The sequence below is a fragment of the Taibaiella lutea genome, assembly GCF_008629695.1.
GTDB lineage: Bacteria > Bacteroidota > Bacteroidia > Chitinophagales > Chitinophagaceae > Taibaiella > Taibaiella lutea.
In genome coordinates this window covers 469,496-482,311 of sequence record NZ_VWSH01000003.1, presented here as the reverse complement: position 1 = coordinate 482,311, position 12,816 = coordinate 469,496, and the positions used below count along the sequence as shown (strand labels likewise).

11 protein-coding genes and 1 other RNA gene are annotated in these 12,816 nt (G+C 38.4%); 4 read left to right on the top strand and 8 right to left on the bottom strand.

Features of this window, described 5'->3' with window-relative positions:
- Positions 1-252: 252 nt before the first annotated feature.
- Positions 253-627, bottom strand: a transfer-messenger RNA (tmRNA) gene (gene ssrA, locus F0919_RS13300).
- A gap of 168 nt (positions 628-795) precedes the next feature.
- On the opposite strand from ssrA, the gene F0919_RS18665 reads away from it, so the two are divergent.
- A complete protein-coding gene (locus tag F0919_RS18665) occupies positions 796-1,227 on the top strand; it encodes a (4Fe-4S)-binding protein (protein ID WP_150033257.1) in 432 nt (143 codons plus the stop codon).
- 74 nt (positions 1,228-1,301) lie between these two features.
- Here F0919_RS18665 and F0919_RS13290 read toward each other — a convergent pair whose 3' ends face one another.
- The 7 genes from F0919_RS13290 to F0919_RS13260 form a co-directional block, all read right to left on the bottom strand.
- On the bottom strand, positions 1,302-2,318 hold the full coding sequence (locus F0919_RS13290; RefSeq protein WP_150033256.1) for a dioxygenase family protein: 1,017 nt from the start codon (positions 2,316-2,318) through the stop codon (positions 1,302-1,304).
- A gap of 82 nt (positions 2,319-2,400) precedes the next feature.
- Complete coding sequence (locus F0919_RS13285; RefSeq protein WP_150033255.1) at positions 2,401-3,093, bottom strand: LytR/AlgR family response regulator transcription factor; 693 nt, start codon at positions 3,091-3,093, stop codon at positions 2,401-2,403.
- Positions 3,090-4,178 carry a sensor histidine kinase gene (locus F0919_RS13280; protein WP_150033254.1) on the bottom strand — a complete coding sequence of 363 codons (1,089 nt, stop codon included), beginning with the start codon at positions 4,176-4,178 and terminating at the stop codon, positions 3,090-3,092. Before F0919_RS13280 ends, F0919_RS13285 begins: the two co-directional genes overlap by 4 nt.
- A 151-nt stretch (positions 4,179-4,329) precedes the next feature.
- A complete protein-coding gene (locus F0919_RS13275; protein ID WP_150033253.1) occupies positions 4,330-4,833 on the bottom strand; it encodes an OmpH family outer membrane protein in 504 nt (167 codons plus the stop codon).
- Between the two features lie 105 nt (positions 4,834-4,938).
- Positions 4,939-5,454, bottom strand: coding sequence for an OmpH family outer membrane protein (locus F0919_RS13270; protein WP_150033252.1), 516 nt, complete (start codon positions 5,452-5,454; stop codon positions 4,939-4,941).
- A 157-nt stretch (positions 5,455-5,611) separates the two neighbouring features.
- Positions 5,612-8,269, bottom strand: coding sequence for a BamA/OMP85 family outer membrane protein (locus tag F0919_RS13265; RefSeq protein ID WP_150033251.1), 2,658 nt, complete (start codon positions 8,267-8,269; stop codon positions 5,612-5,614).
- 51 nt (positions 8,270-8,320) lie between these two features.
- Positions 8,321-9,067: an isoprenyl transferase gene (locus F0919_RS13260; RefSeq protein WP_150033250.1), complete on the bottom strand. Its 747-nt coding sequence runs from the start codon at positions 9,065-9,067 to the stop codon at positions 8,321-8,323.
- Between the two features lie 290 nt (positions 9,068-9,357).
- On the opposite strand from F0919_RS13260, the gene F0919_RS13255 reads away from it, so the two are divergent.
- The 3 genes from F0919_RS13255 to F0919_RS13245 all read left to right on the top strand — a co-directional run bounded on the left by F0919_RS13255 (position 9,358) and on the right by F0919_RS13245 (position 12,795).
- Complete coding sequence (locus F0919_RS13255) at positions 9,358-10,878, top strand: helicase HerA-like domain-containing protein (RefSeq protein ID WP_150033249.1); 1,521 nt, start codon at positions 9,358-9,360, stop codon at positions 10,876-10,878.
- Between the two features lie 37 nt (positions 10,879-10,915).
- Entirely contained in the window at positions 10,916-11,371 is a 456-nt protein-coding gene (locus F0919_RS13250; protein ID WP_150033248.1) for a DUF5004 domain-containing protein, read from the top strand.
- Between the two features lie 125 nt (positions 11,372-11,496).
- The gene (locus F0919_RS13245; protein ID WP_150033247.1) at positions 11,497-12,795 is read left to right on the top strand and encodes a DEAD/DEAH box helicase; all 1,299 of its coding nucleotides are present in this window, start codon (positions 11,497-11,499) and stop codon (positions 12,793-12,795) included.
- The last annotated feature ends 21 nt before the right edge of the window (positions 12,796-12,816 follow it).

Sequence of the window (12,816 nt, the reverse complement as noted above, 5' to 3'; positions counted from 1 at the left end):
AGGTTTTGAATATCAACAGGCAGGGGTTTTCGGGCTCCTGCTTTTTGTGTTCTATAGAAGTTCGTAGCGCTGTAAGCTAATTGAGTCGAAGTGAGATCCTACAACCGGTGAGAATGCACTTAATGCTTTACAATAAAAAATAGCAACCGGTTTTTTCCATCTATTTCTGCTTCCTCTTTTTTGCTACCCATTCGCAAAATTTGAAAATAAAAAAAGCGCTAACATTTGATTGTTAGCGCTTTATGTTTTTTGTTGTGGAGCCGGCGGGAATCGAACCCGCGTCCAAACACCGGATGAAAAAGCTTTCTACATGCTTATTCCGTTATTATTTGTCGGCAATGATCAGGAAGCGGACAAACCGAATCAATGCTTAGCCAGATGGTCTTAAGTTGCAGTCATGGCATTCTGCAACAGCAACCTGTATTTTGTTTTGAGTCGGCGGCGGGGCTTGGTAACAGATCAACCTGCCCGGGCGGCCCTAATGACTAACTAATCACTGATTAGGCAGCCATGGCATACTGAGTATTGCCATTTGAAGTTTGAGTATTCAGATTTAAACGCTAATTACACAACGCGTTGCATGCTTACACCTCCCCCTCCATGATGCTGTCAAAACCGGGCGGCCCCGTGTTTTCATCATAAATAGGTCATGTATTGTAGTACCCATTTTTTCAAAGAACGAATTGCAAAGTTACGAAAAGGATTAATGATAAACTAAAATTGCGGCGTGTAATCCATAATATAGGACAGAATCATAACTTTATAAACAGAATAATTGCTGTAAAAAAAATTATTATGGATATTACCAAGAAGTATACCAATGGAGAAGTGACCATTGTCTGGAAACCTTCTATGTGCATTCATTCAACTGTTTGCTGGAAGAGTGCAACGGGCTTGCCCGATGTTTTTAACCCAAGAGAAAAGCCCTGGATTAAACCTGAAGGCGCTACTACATCCAAAATAGTAGAGCAAGTCAATAAATGTCCGAGCGGAGCTCTTAGTTATTTCTTCAATGAAGCAAATGATGAACAAAAAATTATAGGAAACGATACAAGGATAGAAGTCGCTCCCAACGGGCCTTTACTGGTTTATGGAAATATAGTGCTCAAAGACAAAGATGGCAATGAATCCAAGAGAAGCAAGGTGACGGCTTTTTGCCGTTGCGGCCAATCACAGAATAAGCCGTTCTGCGACGGAAGCCATATTCCTGCTGCATTTGAAGGATAATTTACTAAAACAAAAAGCCTCTAAGCTTTTACGCTTAGGGCTTTTGTTTGTGTATGCCCCGAATCAAACAATTTTTATTTTGTTGCCGTCATTATTTTGCATTGACGGAATATGCCATCATTATTTTCTACCTGAATCTGATATACATAATTGCCCTTACTTAGCCCCATAGCAGATAGATCAACTTTAACCGAATAGTCGCCGGCACTGAGTTTTCCCTGATTTAATTCCTGCACTCTTCTCCCCATAAGATCATAGATTTCAAATTTCACCGCTGAAGCATTCACTAATGTAAAGGGTATGCTTGTTACGCCATTGTGCGGATTTGGAAAATTCTGTCCTAAAACGAATTGCTTTGCATTTTCTTTTTCGATATGCCCTATGCCTGTTCCACTTGAATTGCCGGTTCCCTGTACAGTAACCTCCAGATAAGCTTCATAACCTGAAGCAGCATCTCCTGTAAGTGTAGCTAATTGATAAGCTACGCCATCGGAGAAAACATTGTCCTGCGCAACGGTCATCGGGTCATCACCTTTTGTATATAACGAAGGGAAGGCAGCATATAAAGCATTTTTCTGAGCTATATCAAAAGTCAATTGCGATACTGCAGCATAACTTGTACTTACATAAACCTGAAAATGAATATGGCATATACGGCCGGCATACCATCCCGGAAAAATGGTTGAAAATTCTACTTCACCATTTGCGTCTGTCATCTGATAGCCACGTAACCATTTCGTGCTTGCACTTCCTCCTGGATTTTGCGCAGAATCATAGCCCGAATAAACGCCATCCTTATCGCAATGCCAGATATTTACCCGTACATTATTCATCGGTTCGCAATTACTATTACCAATAATTTTCAGTCTGACAGTAAGTGGCGCACCGGTGCGATCTTCACGGACGTCATTACGGAAATAATAGGTATTGGCTGTTAAATCGAGAGGGAAGGGACCTGCTGTTTCTGAAGGAATTAAAGTACAGGAAGTGGGTTTACTTTCGTTGTCACCTCCCGCAAATAAACGGCCAAATGGTAACAAAGATGCTGCTCCCGCCAAGCCTACGCCTTTTAAGAATTCTTTCCTTTCCATATCATATATTTTATCCGAAAATAAAAAGTATAAATAATGATGGGAAATAAATGCGGTAGAATTGTAATTTGTTGCGGTAGAATCAGATTCTGAATTTCTCAGCAACCGCCGCTTCGTAGCTCTGACCAATATTGATTTTTATATCGCTGAGATAAATGATTTTATTGCGCACTTGTGAAACCTTTTTTATAGCAACAATAAAAGAACGATGCACCCTGATAAAATGCTGTTCCGGCAACTTCTCCATAATAGATTTCATTGTCATGCGCGCCACAATCGGCCTGCCGTTGTCAAGTTGTATTTTGATATAATCATCCAGGCCTTCAATCAGAATAATATCATCGAATGCAATCTTATGTAGTGTGTAGTCGGCACGCACAAAAAGATAATCGGTAATGCTCTGATGGCTTTGCTTTAAATAACCGGAATAGTCATTTGTTTTTTGTACAGCTTGTGCAAAGCGTTCTTTTGTGAAGGGTTTCAACAGGTAATCAATGGCACTGAGATTAAATCCTTCAACAGCATATTCGCTGTAAGCTGTTGTGAATATAACCATTGTATGTTGTTCTATACTTTTATAGAAATCGATGCCGGTAATACTTGGCATCTGAATATCCAAAAACAGTAAATCAACCGGAAATTTTTTCAAATGTCTGGCTGCCTCATCAGTTCGTGTAAAAGTCTTTTGCAGATCAATAAAATCAAAGTCTTTGCAAAAAGCTTCGATTACTTTCAGTGCCGGCGGTTCATCATCTATTGCAATGGCAGTAATCATTTAAGAGAAATTTGCAGGTGAATTATAAACTTTTGAGGGCCATCGTCAATATCAAGACTATAACGTCCCGGATAAAGCATCTCCAGACGGTGTTTTGTATTTTTAATGCCCAACCCTTCTGAAGTTTCTTTATGCATCTGATAACTTACTTTGTTATTAACTACCATTAAAGATAAGCTATCATTTTCAATATTTATTTCGGTGAAAATAGCTGAAGATTTTTCAGGGTTTACGCCATATTTAAATGCATTTTCTACAAATGTAATAAGCAAAAGAGGAGCAATTTCCTTTCCTGTGGCCGCGCCTGTCAATCTATAGTTGATGTGAACGGTGTTGCCTAATCTAAATTTCTGCAATTCTATATAATCTTCTATATAATTTATTTCCTTTTGCAAAGACACAAAATGCTTATTGGATTCGCTGATGATATAGCGCATCATACCTGAAAGTTTTACAACAGCTGTTGCAGTATAATCCGATTTTTCAATGGCTAAAGCATAAATGCTGTTAAGCGTATTGAACAGGAAGTGCGGATTTATCTGTGCTTTTAAATAAGATAATTCTGTTTCCAGTTTTTCGTTTTGCAATTGGCGCCAGCGTTGGCTGATTTTAAGAAGCATTGCAATGAAAAGTACGATAATCAATAAATACATGCTGTAATCAAAGAAAACAACACGTAATAAATTTACATGTGGGATATCGCCCGGATGCCAGGGCTGAAAAGGTTTATCATGTGGTGACGGACCAAAACTTTCATTATTGGGAGGTGGGTTATGACGTATATGAAGGTGCGGAAACCGGAGAAAAATAAAGCTTAATACCAAAATCATCAATATCATGTAGGCTATTATGCTAAGTCCGAATCCTAAATATTTTTGACGAAAATAAAGCTTTGGAATAAGCACAAAATAACTGAGATAGAAGAAGGCCAGCAATAAACAATGTGTAATGACTTCATTGACGCCGAACGGATTACTTATAGTAGCCTTTACATCAGGAAAATCCGGAGAAGAAAGTATCGGGAAAAACAGGAATACCAAACTGCAAAAAACATGAAGAATAACGGAGTATGACTTTTTTTTCATGGAATATCTGCTTTAAATCAAAGTTACCTGATCATAAATTTCCTGAATGCCGAATTGCGGTAAATGTATTTATTGTGAAGGTGAAATTTATAAAACAAAAAGAGTGACGGCTGACCATCACTCTTTTTGTTACTTTGATATTTATAACTGATTACTTAATACCTAATTTGGCTTTTACCTGCGGTAAAATATTTTCGGCATCTTTTGCATATAACAATTGACCACCTTCAAAAATATAGTCATAACCACCTTCAGTACCTACTGCCTTGATGGCTGTTTGCGCTTTATCAAAGATTGGCTTGAATAATTCCTGATTTTTCTTGCCGATTTTTTCTTCTGCACCTTGTTGGAAATCCTGAATTCTGTTTTGCATGTCATTCAATTCCTTTTCTTTCACTTCTTTCACTGCATCAGACATAGTCGGTGCATCTTTCTGATAAGCAGCGTATTTAGCTGTAAGCTCATCAGTCATTGTTTTGTATTGATCAGCAAGGTCTTTTTTGTATTTTGCCAATAATGAATCTGCTTTACGGGCTTCAGGCATGTTTGTCAACAATTCCTGAGAATTTACATAACCTGTTTTTTTTGCGGACTGAGCACTTACACCGAAGCCGATTGTCATTCCAATGGCTAATAAAAAAATGATTTTTTTCATCTGTTGAATTCTAAATTTTTAGTTTTTGTTTTCTGCTATTTCCAGGGGTTATAGCAATATAGTTTTTATTATACTTTATAAAAAATGAGTTGCGAAGGTAAGAAATTATTTCGCTCCCGGTATCAATTTCACAATATCATCACTTTTATCCAATTTAGGATCTGCGTAGAAAATAGTAATACCGCCTGCTTTATCATACACTAAATCGTAGCCGCGGCTTTGGGCGTATTGTTGTACTGCATTGAATACTTTATCCTGAATAGGTTTTACAAGACTCTGGCGTTTCTTGAAAACTTCACCGTCGTAACCAAAATATTTCTTTTGTAAATCCTTAGCTTCTTTCTCTTTAGCTACAATTTCATCTTCACGTTTTTTGCGGGCATCTTCAGAAAGCATAGGACGTTCGGCCTGATAGCTTTTATACATTTGGTCAATACCCTGCATTTTAGCATCTACTTCTTTCTGCCATGCATCAGAAGCTGCATCCAGCTGTTTTTGAGCATTATTATATTCCGGTACCTTTTCCAGAATGTATTTGGAATCTATAACACAATAACGTTGTGCCTGAGCTGCAATACTTGTTATAACCAATAGCGAAAACGCCAACAATATTTTTTTCATAATAAAACAAATTTGTGTTTTTTTAGAATATCAAAAATAAGATAAGTTTAATAAGGAGGCGCTCAAAATACAAGGTCTTAATAATTCATTAGGAAACTAACTGCAAAGACGTTGCGCAGCAACGTCTTTGGTTCCTATATTGCATTTGAACATTTTATTACTCCGGTTCAAATCCTAACATAAACGTGAACTTGGTTTTTTGCGCTCCCGGTATATTAAGGTTGTCAAGCGCAATACCATAATCAAGACCCAATAAACCAAACATCGGCAAATACACACGGACACCCACACCCACCGAACGATATAACTGTAATGGATTATAACTCTTGAAATCCTGCCAGCCGTTTGCACCTTCTGCAAATGCCAGACCAAATATAGTAGCGCTTGGGTTCAAAGAGAACGGATAGCGAATCTCTGCCGTATATTTATTAAAGATCGTTGCATCTAAAGCAGGGCTGTTTTGAAGTCCGTATCCTGCTTCATAACCGCGTTGCGAAATGATATCTCTGCCCACATAATAGCTAAAGCCTGAAAGACCATCGCCACCCACGTTGAAACGCTCAAAAGGTGAATAACCGATGTCTTTATTATAATACCCCAGATAACCGTATTTAGCTGCGAATTTGAATACAAGGTTTCCTGCAATACGCTGATAGAATTCAGCCGTAAAGCGATATTTATGGTACTCAATCCATTTGTATTTGTCATTTACACTCGCAGTTGCATAATCTGTATTGCTGAATGCAGAAAATGGCGGCGTGAACTGGAAGCTGAAACTAATGTTGGAACCGCTTCTCGGATAAATCGGCTGATCTACGGTGTTTCTCGCCAAAGTCAACTTAAAATACAAGTTGTTTGATGTACCTGTATTAAAGAAATTGTTTGCACCTAAGTATTCATAATTGTGCAGGTAATAGTTTTGATAATTGACACCGTAAGAGAAAATAAAGTTATTATCAGGCCAGTTTAATCTTCTGCTCAATGTAACACCTCCACCCCAGTTGCGTAAATAGTGTTCGTTCGGGTCTCCCTGAATAGTGCCATTGCCTGAATAAGCCTGACGGCCATAAACGGCGCTTACCGTAAGTGCCACAGGTTTTTTGCCACCAAGCCATGGTTCTGTAAAGGAAAGGTTGGCAGAGTTAAAGTATTTACCATTGGATTGATAGCGAAGCGAAAGTTTCTGTCCGTCACCCATTGGTAAAGGAGTCCATTCTTTAAAGTTGAAAATATTACGCAGCGAGAAGTTATTGAAAACGATACCTACCGTACCTGTAAAACCGATACCGCCACCGAAACCGGCGGAAAGCTCTAACTGGTCACTCGATTTTTCGACAATGTTATAATCGATATCCACAGTACCATCTGCATAATTTGGTTTAGGCGTAGGCACTACTTTTTCCGGATCAATAAAACCAAGGTTACTTAACTGGCGAATAGAACGTATGATGTCCGTACGCGAGAATTTATAACCAGGTCGTGTAAATAATTCACGTCTTAAAACGAAATCGTTTGTACGGTCGTTACCAATAATACCGATGTTTTTAATTGTTGCCTGCGGGCCTTCCTGAATGGAAACTTCGTAATTAATAGTATCGCCATCAATTGATTTCTCATGTGGCTCTATCTTGAAAAACAAATAACCGTCATCCATGTAAAGGCTACCGATATCCTGGCTGCCTTCCGGTCCGCCGCCACCGGTTCCCAACCTTCTGTCAAATAATTCCTGATCAAAAACGTCACCTTTCTTGATATCCAGAAGTAAAGTCAGAACAGAATCCGTATATTTTGTATTACCTCTCCATTTGATATCACCAAAATAATACTTCCTTCCTTCCTTAACTTTCATTTCCACATTCATACTACCGTTAGGGGCGAAATATGTAGTATCTTCTTCTATTTGAGCATCACGATAACCTTTGGAATTATAATAAGCAATTACGCTGTTCTTATCATCTTCGTATTTCTTGGGGTTGAACTTTGAACCGGCAAAAATATTCCACCTGAAATAAGGATTCAGGGCGTCCAGTGTTTTACTTAAGGAAAGATATCCTTTCTGGTCAAGGTAGTTTTTGAAAGAACGTTTTTCACTTCCATATACAGAAGCAGCTTCTGCAGAATGCAATGATATACGGGCCATTTCTTTGGTTCCCTTCATTTCTCCTTTCAGCTTAGTGTCTTCTGCATTATCATTGCCTGAAAATATAATCTGGTTGATATGAACTTTGCCACCTTTATCAACGTCAATAATCAGGTTCACACCTGTACCGCCTGAAGAATCGGAAGTTTCGTATATATTAACAGTCGTATTTGCAAAACCTTTCTCGCCAAAGAATTTTTTGATTCTCTGTTCAATATCTTTTTTCATTGCCTCCGTAACCATACGGCCCGGCACAATAGTTAATTTATCTTTTAATTCAGATTCCTGCCCTTTTGTAATACCTGTAATCTTGAAAGTTGCGAGTCGCGGACGCTCTTTTATCCTGATTTCGACAGATGCTTTACCATCTTCTATTTTGGTAATATAGATACCGACGTCTGAAAATAATTGCTGTGACCAGAGATTTTTGATGGCTTTAGCGACACCCGGGTCATTTTCAGGTTTGATTTTATCACCCGGAGCAAGGCCTGAAACTGATTTCAATAGCTCCGCATCCAAGTACTTTGTGCCGGTAATGGTTATATCACCAATGGTCAAATCGGCATTTTGAGAAGTGCTGCCACCTACTCCACCCATTTGTGCTTGGGTAACTGAGGGAATACTGCCAAGCAGGATAAAGGCACTAAGGATGTAGCGTAGTTTGAATTTAGGCATTGATTGATTAAAGCTATTATCTAAATTTTGTTAATGTTCTTCCTGAAATAATCAGGATGTCCTTACTTGTTCACTCGTCTTCCCAAATCTTCTTTCCCTTTGCTGATAATTCAGAATTGCATCAAACAAATTGTCTTTTCTGAATGCCGGCCAGTGTACATCTGTAAAATACAGTTCTGTATAGGCCAATTGGTATAATAAAAAATTACTAATTCTGTGTTCTCCGCCCGTTCTTATCATAAGTTCAGGATCCGGATAATCTTTTGTGCAAAGAAATTGCTGAACGGTTTCATCACTAATCTCATCTGCCTTCAGCTTGCCTTCCGCCACTTCCATCGCTATGCTTCTTGCTGCCTGTGTAATTTCCCAACGTGCACTGTAGCTTAAAGCCAATATCAGGTTCACACCTGTGCAATGTGCCGTCATATCCATTCCTTCCTGCATCTCTTTCTGGCAAATTTCCGGCAATGCTTTAAAGTCCCCGATTACAGTCAACTTAACATTATTCTTCTTCAAATCATCTACCTCTTTGCGGATAGTGCTGACCAAAAGTTCCATCAACGCGTCTACTTCATGCTTAGGGCGGTTCCAGTTTTCAGTTGAAAAGGCATAAAGCGTAAGGTATTTAATCCCGATTTCCGTACAGCCTTCCACAATATTCCGCACGCTTACCACACCTTCATGATGGCCATGGATACGGTCTTCACCCTTTTCTTTAGCCCATCTTCCATTACCATCCATTATGATGGCAATATGTTTAGGCAGATATGATTTATCGATTAATGATTTGCTTTCCATTGAGGGCCTTTGTTATTACAAAAGTGTGCAAAGTTACAAAAATAGCCATTATCATTTGCCATGTATGGAAGGTATTATATTTAACGCCTGCTTAACCCGCCTTTTTATCCTTTTCGGAAGAGAATAACGGCTTATCAGTTTGAAAATTGTTTAAAAAGCACATTTTTCAAAAGAATTTTATGGAACATTGAAATTTTCTCACAAAATCATAATAATTCAAAGGGATTGGGGAATTAATTTATGTATATACTCCAAATTCGTTAAACTTGTATTTTACAAAAAGCAACCAGATGACAGCAACATTTTCAGAAACCATACAAACGGGATATAGCTTTAAAGGTGATAGTATAAAATTAGGTTTGGCTATGCTGGATGGAAAAATTGTAGAGAATGCAGAAGTGCGTCTCCCGCTCAAAACTTTGAACAGGCATGGTTTGATTGCCGGTGCCACCGGTACCGGTAAAACCAAAACTTTACAACTCATTGCTGAAGCGTTAAGCGATGCAAGTGTGCCTGTTTTAATGATGGATATTAAAGGCGATTTGAGCGGCATTGCTGCTGCCGGCACTGATAACTCAAAAATTCAGGAACGATATGCTGTATTGAAAGAAACGTTTAAGCCTGCTGCTTTTCCGGTTGAGCTATTGAGCCTGAGTGAAGAAAAGGGCGCAAGATTACGTGCAACGATTTCAGAATTCGGACCGGTATTGCTTTCTAAAGTTTTGGAGTTGAATGAAACACAGGAAGGACTTTTAGCCATATTATTCAAATATTGCGATGACAACGCTTTGCCATTGCTGGATTTAAAAGATTTGAGCAAAATGTTACAATATGCGGGTAATGAAGGTAAAGCTGAAATTGAAAAGGAATATGGCAAAATCTCTACCTCATCTGCCGGGACCATTCTCAGGAAAGTAATAGAACTGCAACAACAAGATGCTGATTTGTTTTTTGGAGAAACCTCTTTCGATATTAATGATCTGATGCGCATTGACGATAATGGACGGGGGGTCATTAATATTTTGCGGATTACGGATATGCAAACCAGGCCTAAACTGTTTTCGACTTTCATGTTACAAATGTTGGCAGAATTATATACAACCTTGCCGGAAGAAGGAGATTTGGACAGACCTAAACTTGTATTGTTTATTGATGAAGCACATTTGATTTTTAATGAAGCCAACAAAGCATTACTCGATCAGATTGAAACTATTGTTAAACTTATAAGAAGTAAAGGCATTGGTATTTTTTTCTGTACCCAGAATCCGATGGATGTACCGCCGCCGGTTTTAAGCCAGTTAGGATTGAAAGTACAGCATGCTTTGCGAGCTTTTACAGCAAATGACAGAAAATCAATTAAACAAACAGCGCAAAACTATCCCGAGAGCACATTTTATAAAACCGAGGATTTGTTAACACAATTAGGCATCGGAGAAGCTTTAATAACATTGTTGAATGAAAAAGGTATCCCGACACCATTGGCACACACTTATATGATCGCTCCCCGTTCCAGAATGGATATTTTAAGCGAAGTAGAAATAAACGATTTGATAAGCCGATCGAAACTCATTCCTAAATACAACCGGATAGTTGACAGAGAAAGCGCTTATGAATTGTTGAATAAAAAACTGAACGCCGCTTCTGCTCAGAATGCTAATCAGACCGGAAGTCCTCATGCAACTGCTTCAGCGGCAAAACCGAAAGCAGAAAAATCATGGCTCGAAACAGCAATGAATAGCTCGGCAGGTAAACAAGTGCAACGTTCTATAGTAAGAACTTTGTTTGGAGTAATTTCCAAGATGTTGAAATAATACTTATTTTCGAAATAAGATTGAAACCCTGATTTTTTTGCAATACAAAACAAATTCGAGACAAATCCATGAAACGTTTTTATTGATAAGTATAGCGTTGCTATTCATGCTGTCAAAAGTGAATGCACAGAATCCTGATGCTGAAATAATCGGTAAATGGAAAGTTGTTGGAATGAAGGTTAATTCAGATGGCCTTTCTAAAACGGAAATTCAAAAAACGGAAGTATTCAAAAATTCCTTCTTAAAATCCACGTTTGTTTTTAAATCTGATAAAAACTTTTCTTTTGATATCGATATTAAGGATATAGAAGTGAAGAATGGTCACTGGAAATACAATTCAATATCCAAGTCTTATATTATTCAGGAATGGAAGGATAAAAATAATGACCGTTCTGTTCTTATTGAGATTAAGGTTGAACGGGAAGCCGGTAAAATTTTCTTTCTGCTTACTGAAACTCCTTTTATACTGGAAGTACAAAAAGGAATTAATTAAAGAATGTTAAAACCCCTTAATCCTGCGCCCGAATTAATTTTAAACGATTTTTCCAAATAAAGCAGGTAGTTTTGCAAATTCTCATTGTTATGGTATTTCCCATGATTATCGGGAATTTATAAAGAATGAATAAAACAACATTTGAACAATTAAGTCTTATTGCTCCGATTCTGGATGCGTTAAAAGACGAAGGTTATACGCATCCCACACCCATTCAGGAACAATCTATTCCAATAGTTTTACAAGGCCATGATTTATTGGGTTGTGCCCAGACAGGAACAGGAAAGACGGCAGCATTTGCAATACCGATTTTACAATTATTACAGGCACAGCCAAAAGCTGCAGGCCCGCAGAAGATAAAAGTTCTGGTACTTACGCCAACGCGTGAGCTGGCCATCCAGATAGCGGAAAGTTTTTCTACCTATGGCAAAAATCTCAGGATAAAGAACCTTGTTATTTTTGGTGGAGTACCTCAAGGCGCACAAGTAAAGGCCCTGAAAGCCGGTATAGATATATTGATTGCGACCCCCGGCCGACTTTTGGATTTGATGGGACAAAATTTTATTTCCCTCAAAGACGTCGGAATTTTTGTATTGGATGAAGCAGACCGTATGCTGGATATGGGTTTCATCAATGATGTGAAGAAGGTAGTAGTCAAACTGCCTGTTAAAAGGCAAACACTTTTCTTTTCGGCTACCATGCCAAATGAAATTCAAAAATTAGCCAATACCATTTTAGTAAAACCTGAAAAAGTAGAAGTGACACCGGTTTCTTCTACTGCCGAAACTATACAGCAGTCGCTTTATTTTGTAGATCAGAAAGAGAAGAAGAAGTTATTGGCTTATTTGCTGCAGGATAAAAACATTGAGCGTGTATTGGTTTTCATCAGAACCAAACATGGTGCAGATAAATTAGTGAAAGATTTGCACAAAGAAAATATCTCGGCAGAAGCTATTCATGGTAATAAATCACAGAACGCACGACAACGCGCATTAAGCAATTTTAAAGCTTCTCATACACGTGTGCTGATAGCTACGGATATTGCTGCACGTGGTATTGACATTGACGATTTGACCCATGTTATCAATTATGATTTAGGCGATGTCCCTGAAACTTATGTACACCGCATTGGCCGTACGGGCAGGGCAGGGAACAGCGGTATTGCTATTGCTTTTTGCGATGTGGAAGAAAAAGACAATCTGAAAGCCATTCAAAAGCTAATAGGTTTTTCTATTCCTGTTGTTGCTGTTCATCCCTTTTTACCAAAAGGATCAGATGTAGTTCAGTTCAGGGCCCCGAAGAATAAATCGGTTGTTCCCAAAGCAAATGCAGTTCCTGCTTTTGAGCCAAACAGGCCAAAAAAGAAACCTAATCCTAATTTCAAAGCAAAAAGGGCAGAGAAGAAAGATTTTTGGGATAAATAATCCCCGTGGCAAGTTCATCCT